17 protein-coding genes are annotated in these 14,232 nt (G+C 66.2%); 7 read left to right on the plus strand and 10 right to left on the minus strand.

All coding sequences use genetic code 11. The annotated features are described in order from the left end of the window. Nucleotides 1–19 precede the first annotated feature (19 nt). From JWS14_RS01770 to JWS14_RS01780, 3 genes are read right to left on the minus strand one after another with little or no spacing between them, the layout of a single operon-like run. Nucleotides 20–1,021 carry a nitrilase-related carbon-nitrogen hydrolase gene (locus JWS14_RS01770; protein WP_083395883.1) on the minus strand — a complete coding sequence of 334 codons (1,002 nt, stop codon included), beginning with the start codon at nt 1,019–1,021 and terminating at the stop codon, nt 20–22. Nucleotides 1,022–1,034: 13 nt separating this feature from the next. After that, entirely contained in the window at nt 1,035–2,588 is a 1,554-nt protein-coding gene (locus JWS14_RS01775) for a sodium:solute symporter family protein (protein WP_167372228.1), read from the minus strand. Beyond that, complete coding sequence (locus tag JWS14_RS01780; protein ID WP_143051476.1) at nt 2,585–2,809, minus strand: hypothetical protein; 225 nt, start codon at nt 2,807–2,809, stop codon at nt 2,585–2,587. Before JWS14_RS01780 ends, JWS14_RS01775 begins: the two co-directional genes overlap by 4 nt. Nucleotides 2,810–2,945: 136 nt before the next feature. Between JWS14_RS01780 and JWS14_RS01785 the strand changes: the two genes are divergently transcribed. After that, nucleotides 2,946–3,938 carry a LacI family DNA-binding transcriptional regulator gene (locus JWS14_RS01785; protein ID WP_206012344.1) on the plus strand — a complete coding sequence of 331 codons (993 nt, stop codon included), beginning with the start codon at nt 2,946–2,948 and terminating at the stop codon, nt 3,936–3,938. A gap of 43 nt (nt 3,939–3,981) precedes the next feature. Here the strand turns inward: JWS14_RS01785 and JWS14_RS01790 are convergent, their stop codons facing one another. Further along, nucleotides 3,982–4,503, minus strand: coding sequence for a hypothetical protein (locus JWS14_RS01790; protein ID WP_206012345.1), 522 nt, complete (start codon nt 4,501–4,503; stop codon nt 3,982–3,984). Next, entirely contained in the window at nt 4,500–5,087 is a 588-nt protein-coding gene (locus JWS14_RS01795) for a hypothetical protein (RefSeq protein WP_206012346.1), read from the minus strand. The genes JWS14_RS01790 and JWS14_RS01795 overlap by 4 nt, the downstream gene beginning before the upstream one ends. A gap of 128 nt (nt 5,088–5,215) precedes the next feature. On the opposite strand from JWS14_RS01795, the gene JWS14_RS01800 reads away from it, so the two are divergent. Further along, a complete protein-coding gene (locus JWS14_RS01800; RefSeq protein WP_072943449.1) occupies nt 5,216–6,250 on the plus strand; it encodes a Gfo/Idh/MocA family oxidoreductase in 1,035 nt (344 codons plus the stop codon). Between the two features lie 40 nt (nt 6,251–6,290). On the opposite strand, the gene JWS14_RS01805 is transcribed toward JWS14_RS01800, so the two are convergent. Together JWS14_RS01805 and JWS14_RS01810 are read right to left on the minus strand one after the other, a co-directional pair. Then, the gene (locus JWS14_RS01805; RefSeq protein ID WP_206016309.1) at nt 6,291–6,710 is read right to left on the minus strand and encodes a hypothetical protein; all 420 of its coding nucleotides are present in this window, start codon (nt 6,708–6,710) and stop codon (nt 6,291–6,293) included. Nucleotides 6,711–6,786: 76 nt separating this feature from the next. Beyond that, nucleotides 6,787–7,596: an alpha/beta fold hydrolase gene (locus JWS14_RS01810; RefSeq protein ID WP_241031217.1), complete on the minus strand. Its 810-nt coding sequence runs from the start codon at nt 7,594–7,596 to the stop codon at nt 6,787–6,789. 310 nt (nt 7,597–7,906) lie between these two features. On the opposite strand from JWS14_RS01810, the gene JWS14_RS01815 reads away from it, so the two are divergent. Beyond that, nucleotides 7,907–8,191, plus strand: a complete 285-nt coding sequence (locus JWS14_RS01815) for a hypothetical protein (RefSeq protein WP_241031218.1) — start codon at nt 7,907–7,909, stop codon at nt 8,189–8,191. Here JWS14_RS01815 and JWS14_RS01820 read toward each other — a convergent pair. Then, nucleotides 8,182–8,658 carry a DUF6194 family protein gene (locus JWS14_RS01820; RefSeq protein WP_206012348.1) on the minus strand — a complete coding sequence of 159 codons (477 nt, stop codon included), beginning with the start codon at nt 8,656–8,658 and terminating at the stop codon, nt 8,182–8,184. The two genes, JWS14_RS01815 and JWS14_RS01820, sit on opposite strands and share 10 nt — an antisense overlap. Nucleotides 8,659–8,735: 77 nt before the next feature. On the opposite strand from JWS14_RS01820, the gene JWS14_RS01825 reads away from it, so the two are divergent. Continuing rightward, nucleotides 8,736–9,485, plus strand: a complete 750-nt coding sequence (locus JWS14_RS01825) for a TioE family transcriptional regulator (protein ID WP_206012349.1) — start codon at nt 8,736–8,738, stop codon at nt 9,483–9,485. Here the strand turns inward: JWS14_RS01825 and JWS14_RS01830 are convergent. Further along, complete coding sequence (locus JWS14_RS01830; RefSeq protein ID WP_206012350.1) at nt 9,436–10,065, minus strand: class I SAM-dependent methyltransferase; 630 nt, start codon at nt 10,063–10,065, stop codon at nt 9,436–9,438. The two genes, JWS14_RS01825 and JWS14_RS01830, sit on opposite strands and share 50 nt — an antisense overlap. A 129-nt stretch (nt 10,066–10,194) precedes the next feature. Between JWS14_RS01830 and JWS14_RS01835 the strand changes: the two genes are divergently transcribed. Next, complete coding sequence (locus tag JWS14_RS01835; protein WP_206012351.1) at nt 10,195–10,614, plus strand: nuclear transport factor 2 family protein; 420 nt, start codon at nt 10,195–10,197, stop codon at nt 10,612–10,614. A gap of 13 nt (nt 10,615–10,627) precedes the next feature. Here JWS14_RS01835 and JWS14_RS01840 read toward each other — a convergent pair whose 3' ends face one another. Then, nucleotides 10,628–11,731: a substrate-binding domain-containing protein gene (locus JWS14_RS01840; protein ID WP_241031219.1), complete on the minus strand. Its 1,104-nt coding sequence runs from the start codon at nt 11,729–11,731 to the stop codon at nt 10,628–10,630. Nucleotides 11,732–11,868: 137 nt separating this feature from the next. Here JWS14_RS01840 and JWS14_RS01845 point away from each other — a divergent pair, with 137 nt between their 5' ends. Beyond that, nucleotides 11,869–13,233, plus strand: a complete 1,365-nt coding sequence (locus JWS14_RS01845; protein WP_206012352.1) for a hypothetical protein — start codon at nt 11,869–11,871, stop codon at nt 13,231–13,233. Beyond that, nucleotides 13,233–14,222, plus strand: a complete 990-nt coding sequence (locus JWS14_RS01850) for a glutamate ABC transporter substrate-binding protein (RefSeq protein WP_072943436.1) — start codon at nt 13,233–13,235, stop codon at nt 14,220–14,222. The genes JWS14_RS01845 and JWS14_RS01850 overlap by 1 nt, the downstream gene beginning before the upstream one ends. The last annotated feature ends 10 nt before the right edge of the window (nt 14,223–14,232 follow it).

The raw sequence follows: 14,232 nt of genomic DNA on the forward strand, positions 1-14,232 counted from the left end.
CGCACCTTCGGCGTCTGGGTCAGAACGTTCCTACCGATACGGTCCGACGACCCCCTTGATGCTGATCTGAACTCGAGTTGTTCGGTGAAGGGTGAGATCCAGCCGTCAGGTCTGCGTAAGCATTTGGGCGGCGGTCGCGGAACAGGCCCCAACTCGCTCGCTGAGTGCGCAGCTGCTCCAAATCGTATTCGTGAAGGATGACGCCCTCGCCGTCGCCGCTGAGTTCCTCGACGACTTCTCCCCGTTGATTTGTCATGAAGGATTGTCCGAAGAAGTCGATGTGCGTGGAACCCTGGCTTTCGCAGCCAACCCGATTTGCGGCCACTACGGGCATCATGTTCGCGGCAGCGTGTCCGCGTTGCACGTTCTGCCAATGGGCGTGTCGCAGAGCAGTGTCCTGCAGGTCTCCCGGTTCCGTGGCGTGTTCACCGTGACCGTCATCGGCGATGGGACTCGATCCGATTGCCGTGGGGAAGAGCAGGATCTCTGCGCCCTGCAACGCCATGATCCGTGCCGATTCGACGAACCACTGATCCCAGCAGATGCCGACGCCGATGGTGGCGTAACGCGTGCGCCACACCGACAAGCCGGTGTCGCCGGGATTGAAGTAGAACTTCTCGTGATATCCGGGACCTTCCGGTATGTGAGTTTTCCGGTACGTTCCGAGCTTCCTGCCGTCGGCGTCGATGATGGTGACGCTGTTGAAGTACTTCTGGCCGTCACGTTCGAATGTGCTCACAGGGAGGACGATCTGCAGTTCATGGGCGAGGTGACGGCACAGTTCGACGGCCGGATTCTCGTCGATGGGCACAGCGAGGGCGAAGTACTCGTCGCCGAGGGTCTGGCAGAAGTACGGCGTTTCGAACAGCTCAGGGAGGGCTACGATCTGAGCACCCGAGTCGGCTGCGTGGCGCACGAGCCGTTCGGCCGTCTCGAGGTTCGTGTGCGGGTCCCAGGTGCAGGCGAACTGGGTGGCCGCCACGGTCACCGACCGTGGGTTCGTTGCGAGGGTGTGTCTCATTGGGCGTTGCCTTCTACTGGTGGGTGTACTGGCTGGTGGTGTCGGAATCGGATTCGGTGTCGGGGCTCGACCGGCTTTCGGGGTCCGGATCGGCCTTCGATTCGCTCAATCGGTCGAACAGCTGGCCGACTCGGTTGCGTTCGGTATCGTTCATCGGCGCCGAGTAAGTCACCGCCACATAGACGGCAGCGTTGACGGCCAAGGCTGCGACGCCGGAGGTCAGGCCCCCGAGCCATGGGATCGACACCGGGTAGAGCCACTGCAGCACGGCTGCCGTAGCGAAGCCACTCGACATCGCGGAGACTGCCGCGGCTGCAGTGCCTTTCCTCCAGAAGATGCCCAGGAACAGGGTCGGGGCGAGTTGGCAGATGCCCTGGTATGAGATGAGAGCGAGGGTGATCAGTCCGGAGGAGATACCGACGGTGGCGGAAGCGCCGAGGGCCGCCAACAGCGTCAGCACCCCCACCGCGATGCGTCCGATCCTTGGATCGGTGACCCGAACCCCCTTGGCGACACCGATGATATCGTTCGCGGTCTGAGTGCCGAGCGCCTGGAGGTTGGCGCCGACATTGCCCATGGTGGCCGCGACCACGCAAATGCCGGCGACGGTGATCAAGCCGATGCCGCCGACACCGGCGGCGATGAACCATACATCGTCGGGTGCCTCCGCGACACCGGGGACGCTGGACGCTGCGATCGCCATCAGGGTCAGTGCCGCCCCGAAGATCAGCAGGACCGGCGCCGCCTGTACCGCCGAACGTTTGATCGTCGCGGCGCTTCTCGCAGTGAAGAGTCGAACAAAGATGTCCGGCCAACACCACCCTCCGAGCGCACCGGTCAGTATCAGCGACGAAAGGTACAAAGGCCCCAAGGCGCTCCCCGGACCCGGCAACTCGAAGTGGGTCGGGTCGACGTCACCGAATCCGTGGCCGTTACTGACCAGCCAGGTGAGCAGGCCGAGAATGACGAGGGTGCCGACGAAGTAGGCGACGATTCCCTGCACCATGTCGCTGATGATCACACCGCGCATCCCGAATCGGATTGTCCAGATCTGTCGCAGCCCGATCACCATGATCCCGATCAGAACGGCGGTCGCTCCGCCGATTCGCCCGAACGACAGGTACTGGAACACCAGTGCCAGCGACTGCATCCCCAGAACGATCCACGGGAAGGATGCAGCGATGCCGATCAGCGCTGCGACCACCCGCACGGCTCGTGAGTTGTAGCGGGCGCCGAGGAGATCCGCCTGAGTTCGCAGGTCGTACCGCTTACCCCAATCGTGCACGGGTTTGGCGAGGAAGAACATCAGCACGACGGCGAGCAGCGAATAGATCAGTGAGTAGAAGCCGATGACCCCCGCGCCCGCCGCGAGACCTGCAAACGAGATGAACATCGTTCCGGGCAGCCAGGTGTTGAGGAACGCCATCGTTCCGAAGAACGATCCGAACGAGCGTCCTGCCGTCGCGTATTCGCTGAACGTCGCGTCTTTCCGCTTGGTCAGCTCCAACGCGGCAACGACGATCAGGAAGAAGACGGCGACGCTGCCATATCCGACGAGCATGTTCATCGACGATCACCGGGGTCCGAGTCGAGGGCGAACATTACGAGCAGGCTCAGGGTGATGGACACACCGGCTGCGAGGAAGTACCCCATCGACAGCAAGGCGGTGCCGTTGCCGGCAAGCCAATGCAGCGGCGGCGCCAAGCCGACGGCCAAATCGAGCATCAGCAGCCCCGCGATGACAGGGGAACGCCACCTACTCGCGGGCGAGCGGGTCGAATGTGTCATGTGCAAACTCCGAGGTAGAGCCGCCGAAGGCGGATGCCGGAACGTTCCGGCACGCATTAATCGTGCTCGTACCCATGTCACATGTCAAGAGGTGTTACCGAGGTTTCCCGAATCGCTGGGTCGGTAGGATCGGGGCATGCCCACAGTGACGATCGTCGATCTGGCTCGCGAACTCGGCCTGTCGAAGACGACGGTGTCCGATGCATTGGTCGGATCCGGGCGGGTGTCGGAGGCGACTCGCCAGCGGGTGATGACGGCCGCGCAATCGATGGGGTACGTGTCGAATCGGGCAGCCCGGTCTTTGCGTCGGCGAAGCACCGGGGCTTTCGGGTTGTATATCCCGTCCGAGGTTCGAGGATTGTCCTTCTACATGCATTTCGCTTTCGGGGCGGCGGACGCGGCGGCGGCGGTGGGGCGAGATCTCACACTGCACACGCGAACGTCCGAACATTTTCAGGTCGACGGCGCGGTCGTCATCGATGCCCTGGACGAGGATCCGGTGGTCGAGAGAATGCTCAGCGCATCGATCCCGATAGTCTTTGCCGGGCGAAGCGGCCCACTGCCCACGGAGCCGCAGGGAACGATCGAGATCGACCATGCCGCGGTCGTCGATTTCGTTCTTGGGCAACTCGAGTCAACGGGAACGCGGCGTCCAGGATATATCGGCTTGGAGTCGTTCCACGGCCCCAGGTGGGCGGCGGACTCGGCGCGCAGCTTTGAACAGTGGTGCCTGCGAGAGCGCCTCGAGCCGCTTGTGTTCAGTCTGCCAGCCGACCCGAGCGAGGCCGAGTTGTTCGCCGTTCTCGAGAGGTTGGTCGGCGAATGTGAAGTCGACGCAATTGTTTTCGGACCTCAAGGATTGGCAGCTCGCGCCGTGCCGATGCTGCACGCGCTGGGGAAGGCGCCCGACGCCGACAGCGAGAACGGTTTTCGGGTGGCATCCCTTGCAGGTGACCCGGTCAGCGAGTTGGGAAGTTCGCAGATATTCGCAGTGGATCTTGCTCCTCGCAGTTTCGGCCGAGAGGCCATGGAGCTCCTCGTCGAGCTGTCCACCTCACTGCCGGCCGCGCCGCTACACCGATATCATTCGGCGAACCTGTCACGCACGTCTCCCTCGTCTGTGCAGTAATGGAATCAGGCCCTCCCCACTTACTTGCCCTCGAACTCCTCGCTCAGAGCTCGAGCAATCGCTGGAAGAACTCGCGATAGCGCTTCAGCGCAAGACGAAGGTCCTCCGTCGAGCCCTCTTCACCTCGGGCCCACTGCTCCTCGAGCCGCGAACGCGCCTCCGAGAACCCGGTCGTGATCCGGTCGACGACGTCCGACACGAGACCGTCCGCCTTCTGCACGCACTCTCGGGGATCGTCGACGAAACCCGCCTGAACCTCGTCCCAGCGCAAGCGAAGAACCGAAAGTTCGTCCTCGGCGAACAGTGTCTGCCCGACCGGCGTGTCGGCGTCCTGTGCGGACGGTCGAGCCTCCTCGGCCGACGCGGGTCGGGCCTCGCCCGCCGAGTCCGGGAGCTCCGTCGGCCGCTGGGCACCCTCGGCCGGCGCGGCGGCAACCTCGGGGGCAGATTCGGTTGTTCCGGTGGGTGATCCGGTTCCCTCGACCGCCGAGGCGGGGTTCTCGGTGGACGTTTCACTGCGCCCGGCCGGGCTGGTGCCCTCGGGTTGCCGGTCTGGGGTTGTCATGCGCGCGTCTCCTTCGACTCGTCCTTGTTCGGCTCGTCTTTGCTCTCATCCGTCTCGAGCAACTTCTCGAAAAGTTCGCGGTAGTGCACGAACGCCTCCCGCTGTTGCTCTGTACCGATGTCGCCCTGCTCTTGCGCGAGATAGATCCCGTGCGCCGCGCGGTAGTTCTCGACGACCTTCGGGTGGTCTACCGAAATGTCGGCCGCGCGCTGATCGAAGTCGTCGATCGGGTAACCACGTTCGCGCATGACGTGTATCACGAGCCGGTCCGCAGCGGCGACCGCGCTCGACGGGTTGTCGACGAACTCGATCTGAACCGTCCGCCAGGAATCGGTGTACTTCGCGCGCGCCTCGGGTGGCAGCGGGACGATGTCGAGCTTCTCCCGCTTTCGTTCGCGGGCGGCGAGCTCCTTCTCGGCGGCGCCTTGGTCGCCCGCCTCACCGACCGTCCGCTCGTATTCGGGGCCGAACCGCCCTTTCAGCCGTTCCGTCCTCTTGCGACTGCTGATCGAGCGGGACGCGATGATCGCCAGCACCGCGATCACGACGAGCACCGCGATCAAGATCCATCCCCAAACAGGCATTTCCTCAAACCTCCTCGTCCCTCGACCGTGTACCCCGATGGCTCATTCGAAAACGGCGCCACCACTGCGGACCCTTGCGTCCGCGCACACCGGTGGATTGTTCGAATGTCTTAACATAGACTCATGGCATGACCGTAAAGATTGGAATTGCCGGGTACGGCCTGGGTGGCCGGTATTTCCACGCGCCGTTCATCGAGGCGGCGGAGGGAATCACACTGGGCGGCATCGTGACCCGCTCCCCCGACCGCGTCGCCCAGGCTACCGCCGACTTCCCCGGAGTGCCGGTGTTCCCGAGCCTGGGCGAGCTCATCGATTCCGGCGTCGATGCCGTCACCATCACCACCCCACCGCAGACGCGACGCGAACTCGTGCTCGAGGCGGTCGGGCGGGGTGTGCACGTGGTCGCGGACAAGCCGTTCGCACCGGATGTCGCGACGGCCTCCGAGTTGATCGCCGCCGGCGACGAAGCCGGGGTGCTGCTCAGCGTTTTTCACAACCGTCGCTACGACGCCGATATCCGCACGCTGAAGTCGGTGTTGCCGCGGCTCGGCGACATCTGGCGTGTCGAGTCGCATTTCGACCTGGACGGTGCCGACACCCTCGAAGCGGGCCCGACCGGTGGGCTGTTGCGGGACATCGGCGCACACGTCGTCGACCAGATGCTGTGGTTGCTCGGTCCGGCCGAGCGGGTGGACGCACATCTCGATTACGTCGACCGGCCGGAGGGACGCACCGACGCCGGCTTCGTCGTCAACATCACCCACCGCAGCGGCGTCTATTCGACCGTCTCGTCGACCAAGGTCAACCATCTCGAGGGACGGCGGCTGCGCGCGTTCGGCAGTGCCGGCAGCTATGTGGCGGACGGCACGGACGTTCAGGCGCAGGCGCTGTTCGCGGGGAGTCGGCCCGTCGACGATCCGACCGGGTGGGGTCTCGAACGACCGGAACGGTGGGGTGTCCTTCACACGGCGCGAGGACCGGAAACGATCCCGTCGCAGCGGGGTGCGTATCAGGACTATTACACCGAGTTCGCGGCGGCAGTGGCCGGCGCCGGCCCGCAGCCGGTTCCGGCGCGCACCGCACTCGGCACCATCGCGGTGCTGGCGGCGGCACGTGAGGCCGCCGAGACCGGCCGCACGGTCGCCGTGCCGCCCGTCGACTGACGGGCGACTACTGCCGCTGCACCGCCGCGGTGCACCATGCTCACGGGGCGAGGCACTCCTCCACGAAAACCAACTGCCGCAGTACGTACGCACGTGCCCCATGGTGCAGTTCGATCGAGTGCCCCGCTCGGGTCCACCGAGTCTTGCCGCCGGAGGTGCCGCCTCCGGCGCGACCGCCCGCGACGACGGCGTCGAATCCGTGTTGCCGGAGGATGACGTGACCGGCCGCCATATCGAGCAGCGCCCGCTCGTGCAGCAGCGTCAGATCGTTGCCCGTGGTGCGAGCGCCCTGCGTCCACACTACGCATCCGCAAGCGAGGAACTCGGAAACGAGCACGTGAGCGATGCGCGAGTCTTCTAGGCCTGCAACGGAGCTGCACCAGACGGCGTGACGGCATCCGGTGGCTCGCCGGTCGATGACGATGTCCTGATCGGCGGTGATGCGGAATTTGGGGCCCACCGTGTCGACTGTGATTGCCGGGTCCTGTATTGCGACGTCGGTGAGCCGACGTTCTCCGGAACTCGAGGACCTCGGCTCAGCATGCCGAGGAGAGGAATTCGGCGACAGCCGTGTTGACCGGATCCGGTCGCTCCATGTTCGTTGCGTGTCCCGCACGCGGGACAACGATCGACGCCCCCTTCGGCGACAGTGCCGCGGCCGCCTCCGCGTGTGCCGACGGCCAGAATTCGCTCTCGGAACCGGCGACGAAAAGCACCGGAAGATCACTCGAGCGGATTGCCGGACGCCAATCGCGTTTCGCGTGGTCGTTCAACAAGGCGAGTTCCGGTTGCGACAGTTTCCAGTCGACGCGGCCCATCGCGGCGATGAAACGGACCAGCCGCATCCCGCGCTTCCAGATCGGGGTGCCGTGGCCGGTCGAGGGAATTCCGTCCTCGAAGAACGTGTCCACCCCGTCCCCGTCGTAACCGTAGAACCCGTATTCCCAGTCCGGTGTGTTGAGCATCCTCGGTGTCTGGTCGACCACGACCGCGGCGCGAAGCCGCCCCGTGCCGTACGTGTCGACATACGACCAGATCGTGTTCCCGCCCATCGAGCCCCCGATCATCGCCGCATCCCGGAGGTCGAGTTCGTCGAGGAGCGCGTGCACGTGGTCGGCCCGTGTCTGCATCGTCGTTCCGTGCGGCATGGCCGGAGCAGTCCCGTGGCCCGGCAGATCCACGGCGACGACGCGGTGGCCGGCCCGGATCAGCGACGGGATCTGATAGCGCCACGAGGTGGCGGGCGCTTTGAACCCTGCCAGCAAGATCACGTTCGACGAGGACCGGCCGCCGTCACCGTGCACGGTGTAGTCGATTCGAGCTTCGCCGGATTCGATGGATGGCACCTTTTCTCCCGTCGCCCTCCTGCCAGGTGGCACGGTGTCCGCCTGCGTCACTGCGACGGTAGTACAGCGCGAGGGAGCAATCCATGGAGAACTTCTCCATGGCACAAGCATTCCTGTGTGGAGTTCAGCCCGGCTTTGTGGGAGGGCCACGTTGGCGGAATTCGTCGACCACCGGGTGTAACGTTTCGGGCCCTCACGGACACCATTCGTGTAGCTGTGGACGTCGGGTCCACGCATTCGGACAGGACACTTGAAAATGCACACCTCACTTCCCCACGAGGCTTCGCACGCGTCGAATCGTTCGGGCGCAGTGAACACTCCCCGTCGAGTCCCGCTGCGGAACCGGCTCGTCACGGTCGTTGCCACCGCCGCACTCGCGGTCATCCCTGTCGGGGCGGCCACCGCCGTCGCGGCGGCGACCGAACTCCCCGCAACGACGGTCTCCGCGCCGACCATTCCCGGCGACCGCGGCGACAACGGTGACGGCCCCCGCCATGATCGGCAACGCGATCAACGGCAAGAGCGCAGGGACCAGGGCATGACGCTCGACGAACTCCTCGTCGGCTGGAACAGCAGCCAGATTCATCAGATGTGACGACGCACGGCATCCGGTTTTCGCTCGTACCGCGATCGGGCGACGGCGTATGCCGTGCGCAGTAACTCGCGGGTGAGTTGACTGGTGCGTGTGCCGGGATTCACGACGGCCAGCCAGGAGCCGTAGACGGGATGGGCGATGACCGTGTCGGGCGCGCCGGCGTCGACGTCGGCGGACCCTTGTTCTCGAGGTGCGTGACCGAGCGCCACGATGAACGCCTCCCTCCCGGCGTGGATATTTACTCGGAATGCCCCCGCACGGTCGAGCCGCGAATCTTCGTCACTCGGATAGTTCTTCGTGACGATCGTGGCGAACGGCTGGGTCGTCGTCGGTACGACCCCATCCGGTGAGTAGTAGAAGAAGGTGTCGCCCCAGCTGATCTCCGGCGAGCCGTCCCCCGGGACCGGCCTGAGGGTGAGGACGTCGTCGAGTCCTTCCACGAAGTCGATGATGTCGTCTATCGTCATGGTTCCAGCGTTTCATTGAGGTCCTTGTGGAGACTCTGTAGTGCATCTACTGGAGAAACAGGGGGTCGAGTCTCCACATGCAGAATTTCCGAACCGTGGACGTGGCCCGCCGTGCGGGGTGCTCCGTCCAGCAGATCCGCAACCTCGAACGCGACGGTGTGCTGCCTCCCGCCACCCGCACCGCCACCGGATACCGGATCTACACCGAGGTGCATCTGCAGTCCGCGCTGGCCTATCGAGAACTCGCCGTCGCCGCCGGTCCGGTCGACGCCAAAAGGATCGTGCGCAGCGTGCACACGTGCCCGGCCTCGACGACGGTTGCTCTCCTCGACGCCGCACACGCCCGACTCCACGTCGAACGCGCCGAACTCGCGCTGGCGAAGAAGGCCGCCGCGGTGATCTCCACCGAGCCGATCGAGGACGTCCGGGCATCCGACTGGATGAGTGTGGCCGAACTCGCCGCCGCGCTCGGCGTCCGCTCGTCCACGTTGCGACACTGGGACGCAGAGGGACTCGTCATCCCCGATCGGAACGCACCCACGGGAGCGCGCCGATACTCCCCGTCCCAGGTCCGCGATGCCCGCATCGTGCATCAGTTGCGCAAAGCCGGTTACCGCATCGCACCCCTCTGCGCTGTGATGGCACAACTGCGGCACCCACCCGGATCGGGCGACGTCGGCGCCGCACTCGCCGTCCGTGACGAGACCCTCACGACCCGCTCCAGAGCCTTGGTCGACGCCACCGCCGCGCTCGCCGGGCTTCTGCCGCCCCACAGTGTCAGTCCGCGCGCGACAGCACCGCCACCAGAAAATCGGAGTCGTCGGTGAACGGACGCAGATCCCACGTCGAGAGCAGCAGATCCACCCTCAGACCGTTGGCTGCGGCGTCCGCGAGGAATTGCGGGAACTCGTAGCCCCGGTCGGCGCCGAACCCGACGATCACCCGGCCGGTCGGGGCGAGGTGAGCGGCGAATCCCGCCAGCACCGACTCCCGTGTCGACGGCGCCAGGAAGGTCATCACGTTGCCCGCACACGCGATCACGTCGAAATCGGCCGCGACGCCGCGGGAGGGCAGATCCAACTCCGCGAGGTCGCCGACCAGCCACGTCGGGCCGGGGTGATCCTCCTCCGCGACGCCGATCAGCACCGGATCGACATCGACCCCGACCACGACATGACCTGCATCGTGCAGATAACCACCGAGCCGGCCCAGTCCGCACCCCGCATCGAGAACCCGGCCGCCACGGCCCAGCATCGCATCGACCAGCCGGGCCTCGCCGACGATGTCCTGGCCCTTCGCCTCCATCGCCCGGAACCGTTCGACATACCACGTCGAATGACCCGGGTCGGCCGCGGTGATCTCCTCCCACCTGCTGGGAGTGCGTCCACTGGGGGGGCGCTCGCTCATTGTCGATTCCTCCTCGATCCGGCCCGTTCGGCGGGCCAGTGCCACCGTAGCGAACCCGGTTCGCGCGAAAGGTCTCGGTCAACGGGACGCCGGGGCCCACCCGGCAAGGTCTCCGGGGAGAATCGAGCGATGAGCGAGTCTCTACCCGAACGCGTCCAGATCAGCGACCGCCTGCACACCGTGGCAACCCTGCTCGACACGAAGGACTGGCCGGGGTTCGCCGCGACCCTCACCGAGGACACCGTGGCCTACGGTCGGACCAGGCCCGCTGACGTGGTCGCGCGTGTCCGCTCCCACCTCGACGTCTGCGGCGCCACCCAGCACCTGCTCGGCAACATCCGCATCGACCTCGACGGCGACACGGCACGCACGACGTCCTATTTCCGGGCCTTTCACGTCGGCCTCGGCGACCGTGCCGGCGCGACGTACGAATGCCTCGGCGAATACCGGGACGAGTGGCGGCGCGGCCCGTCGGGCTGGTTGCTGTCCGGGCGGGAGATCGATGTGCGCGCCGAGATCGGCGACCGGAGTGTCATCGCGCCCCGCTGACCAGTCGTATGGCTCAGTCGTGCTCCCGGCACACTGTGGAGGCCGGATCCGGTGCGCAGATCTGCTGCCAGGTGTAGAAGCCGGAGTTGACCACCACGTGGAGGTTGTCCTTCGTGATGTTCTGGACGGGCAGGAACACCGTCGGCACCGCCATGTACTGGTTGTCGATCGTGCCGTTGATCATGTCCTCGGGCACGCCGTCGCCGTGGAGAATCGACGTGGTCAGCTGCGCGGCGACCTTCGCCTGGTCGGACAGGTTCTTGAAGATCGTGTTGTCGAGGGAGCCCTGTGCGATGAGTTGCAGGGCAGCGAGATTGGCGTCCTGTCCCCCGGTGACGGGAATCCGACCGGCGAGCCCGCGGCCGGCAAGGGCGGCGACGATTCCGCCTGCCAGGTCGTCGTTCATGGTGACGAACAGGTCGATGTCGTTGTTCTCCCGGGTCAGGCATTCGTCCGCGAACGCTTGACCTTCGGCCGGGTCCCAGTCGTCGATCGTGGTCTCGCAGACCACGCGGATCTTGCCGCTGTCGATGAGGGGCTGCAGATACTCGTTCTGGCCGAGCTGAAACTGGCGGGTTCCGTATTCACCCAGATTGCCCTGCACCCTGGCGATTTTCAGACCGTCACCGGGCATCGCGGCGATCAGATCCGCGGCGCGACTTCCCTGTCGTCGGCCGACCTCGAGTGGATCGAAGATCACCTGGACCTCCGCCGGTCCGCCGACCGCGTCGTGGTCGTAGAGCACCACCGGAACGTTCGCGTCGGCAGCGGCGGTCAATGCTCCCCCCGAAAATCTCGCGTCCGCGGAGATCAGCACGAGCACCGACGCGCCGTCCGCGATCGCCGACTCGACCTGACTCTGCTGCCGGCCGGGATCGCCCTCGGCGTTGCGGACCGTCACGGTCGCCTTCGGCGCGAACAGTTCGAGGAAGTCGGTGAACAAGGGTTCGTCTCGCTCCATGAACCGGGTCGTCGTGGTGTTCGGCAGAAAAAAATACACCTTCTTCGCGCCGTCGTCGCCGGGCGGCGGGGCCGCGCACGCCCCGAGCACCATCGCGGCGACCGAGGCTGCGACACCGAACGCGCGCACCCTTGCGTTCACGATGCTTGTCTTCATGAGTCGAGAACCTCCAGCCTGATCATGCCTGGTTCGGACATACCCGCGGGCGAGGACGGCTACGCGCGCTCGTCGATGCTTTCGGTGTTTTCCGGCACCGATCGGCGCACACTGAGGGCAGGGATGAGGAGGAGAGGGTGTTCGACCAGGACCGCGGCACCGTATCCAGCGAAGAGCGTGACACTTCGCCGGCGGACGAGCACCTCCTGAAAGAATCCCTGCTCGTCGAACCCGACATCCGCCGACGCCCGTGGCGCGAATTCCTGGAGTCGACGCCCGGGCGCCTTTCCGTCCTCGCTGTCGTCCTCGTCGCGGTGGCGCTGACGGCCGGTGTCGTGACGTCCGCCGTGATCGGTGCACGACAGCAGCGAATGGAAACCCTTCGCGCCCATACCGAACCGCTGGCAGACTCCGCGCAGAACCTCTTCAGCTCCCTGTCGATCGCCGACGCCGCCGCGACGTCGTCGTTCATCGCGGGCGCCATCGAACCGCTCGCGGTCCGCGACCGGTACAACCAGGCGATCGGCGACGCGTCGAACGCACTCGTCACCGCTTCGTACGGCGTCACCTCCGGTGATGTGGACTCGCTGCGCCTGCTCACCGAGATGTCGCGGCACCTCGCCGTCTACACGGACCTCGTAGCGACCGCACGGTCCAACGACTCCGCGGGAAATCCGGTCGGGGTGGCGTACCTGGGAACCGCGTCAGCCCTGATGCAGGACACCATCCTGCCGCTGGCCGAACGCCTCTACAACGATCAGGCCGGCGCGGTCGCCGACACCCAGTCCCACACCGCGCGACTGCCCGTCACCGCCATCGTGGTTGCGTCGGCGGGGGTCGTCGTCCTCGCCGTCGCGCACGTGTACGTGGCGCATCGAAGTCGCCGTCGGGTCAATCCGGGGCTTGCGTGCGCGACGGTCCTGCTCACTGCGCTCGTCGTGTGGATCGTGGTCGCGGGGCTGTTGTCGACGTCGGCGAGCGAACGCGCGCGGATCGACGGCGCCGAGCCTCTCGCGGCGGTCACGAAGGCGCGGATCCTCGCGCAGCAGGCACGCGCCGACGAGACGCTCGGACTGCTCCGGCCGGGGTTCGATCCGGCGGGCAGCGACTACACCCGGCACACGGACGCCCTGACCGCGATTCTGAGCTCGGACGCATCACCGGACGCCGTCGACGTGCCGGCGATCGACGATGCGTCCGCTGCGTTCGAGGGATGGCGGAGCGCGCACCGGGATTTGCTGCGCAAGCTTGCGGACGGCGACTACCAGGGTGCGGCGGACGTCGCGGTCGGCCCGGGATCGACGGCGTCGACGGCCCAGTTCCGGGCCCTCGACGAATCGCTCGAAGATGCCATCATCGCGCTGCGTGCCGAGGAACTCGACGCGATGCGTGAGTCGTACCGGACGATGGCGGCGCTCGCCGTGGGTGCCGTCGTGCTCGCCGTTTCCGCGGCACTCGCCGTGATCGCGGGGATCGAGCCCAGAGTGAGTGAGTATCACTGATGGTGCGACCTTTCCGCGCACGGCGACCGGGGCTCACTCGGCTGCTCGGCAGCCTCGCGTTCGAAACTGTGCTGATCGCCGGTTGCGGGGCACCCGATGCACCCACCCCGATGTTCTCCGGGGACTTCACGGAGTTTCCCGTGTCCGTCGGCGCCCGGATCATCGAACCGTCCGAATCGCCGCCACCCGCCGCGGAGCCGTCGTCCTGCGCACCAACGGCGAGCCTCCGTCCGGGGATCGCCGGCGTCGGCGGCACTCTCGACGAGATCCGGGCCCGCGGAACCCTGGTCGTCGCCGTCGATCAGAACACCAACCTGTTCAGCTTCCGCGATCCGACTACCGGCACCCTCACCGGCTTCGGCGTCGACCTCGCGAGGGAGGTCGCCCGCGACCTACTCGGCGACCCCAGCAAGGTCGAATTCCGGCCGCTCGGTTCCGACGACGGCGCCGACATGCTCGCGCACCGGGACGCGGACCTGATTGTGCGCCCAGTGGCACTGCCCTGTGAGAGCCCCCCGGATCTGGCCTTCTCCACGGTGTACCTCGAGACGCCCCGTCGGCTCGTCGTGCGGGACGGATCCGGGATATCCGAACCCGCGGACCTGGCACGGCGACGGGTCTGCACGCACGACGATCCGGCCTCGATATCGGCGCTGTCGCGGATCGCCCCCAAAGCCACGATCCTTGCCGTACCCGACTGGGACGACTGCCTCATGGCCATCCAGCAACGGCAGGTCGACGCCGTCGTGGGTGCTGCCCTCCTCGCCGGCCTCGTCGCCCAGGATCCGAATCTCGACATCGTCGGTCCCGACTCCGATTCCGCCCGGTACGCCATCGCCCTCGCGCCCGGCAACGACGACCTCGTCCGGTTCGTCAACGGCACCTTGGAGCGACTGCGCACAGACGGAACCTGGACTGCCCTCTACGATCGCTGGTTGTCGCCGCTCGGCCCGGCACCCGCACCGCCGTCCCCGGAGTACCGGGACTGATCACCTCGCG

The organism is Rhodococcus koreensis (assembly GCF_017068375.1).
In the GTDB taxonomy this organism is placed as follows: domain Bacteria; phylum Actinomycetota; class Actinomycetes; order Mycobacteriales; family Mycobacteriaceae; genus Rhodococcus_F; species Rhodococcus_F koreensis.

What these genes read in the sequence shown, in the direction of transcription:
- JWS14_RS01820 (WP_206012348.1), bottom strand. Translation starts at nt 8,658, where the DNA reads ATGACGATAGACGACATCATCGACTTCGTGGAAGGACTCGACGACGTC.
- JWS14_RS01840 (WP_241031219.1), bottom strand. Translation starts at nt 11,731, where the DNA reads ATGAAGACAAGCATCGTGAACGCAAGGGTGCGCGCGTTCGGTGTCGCA.
- JWS14_RS01790 (WP_206012345.1), bottom strand. Translation starts at nt 4,503, where the DNA reads ATGACAACCCCAGACCGGCAACCCGAGGGCACCAGCCCGGCCGGGCGC.
- JWS14_RS01795 (WP_206012346.1), bottom strand. Translation starts at nt 5,087, where the DNA reads ATGCCTGTTTGGGGATGGATCTTGATCGCGGTGCTCGTCGTGATCGCG.
- JWS14_RS01780 (WP_143051476.1), bottom strand. Translation starts at nt 2,809, where the DNA reads ATGACACATTCGACCCGCTCGCCCGCGAGTAGGTGGCGTTCCCCTGTC.
- JWS14_RS01785 (WP_206012344.1), top strand. Translation starts at nt 2,946, where the DNA reads ATGCCCACAGTGACGATCGTCGATCTGGCTCGCGAACTCGGCCTGTCG.
- JWS14_RS01835 (WP_206012351.1), top strand. Translation starts at nt 10,195, where the DNA reads ATGAGCGAGTCTCTACCCGAACGCGTCCAGATCAGCGACCGCCTGCAC.
- JWS14_RS01850 (WP_072943436.1), top strand. Translation starts at nt 13,233, where the DNA reads ATGGTGCGACCTTTCCGCGCACGGCGACCGGGGCTCACTCGGCTGCTC.
- JWS14_RS01830 (WP_206012350.1), bottom strand. Translation starts at nt 10,065, where the DNA reads ATGAGCGAGCGCCCCCCCAGTGGACGCACTCCCAGCAGGTGGGAGGAG.
- JWS14_RS01825 (WP_206012349.1), top strand. Translation starts at nt 8,736, where the DNA reads ATGCAGAATTTCCGAACCGTGGACGTGGCCCGCCGTGCGGGGTGCTCC.
- JWS14_RS01800 (WP_072943449.1), top strand. Translation starts at nt 5,216, where the DNA reads ATGACCGTAAAGATTGGAATTGCCGGGTACGGCCTGGGTGGCCGGTAT.
- JWS14_RS01770 (WP_083395883.1), bottom strand. Translation starts at nt 1,021, where the DNA reads ATGAGACACACCCTCGCAACGAACCCACGGTCGGTGACCGTGGCGGCC.
- JWS14_RS01775 (WP_167372228.1), bottom strand. Translation starts at nt 2,588, where the DNA reads ATGAACATGCTCGTCGGATATGGCAGCGTCGCCGTCTTCTTCCTGATC.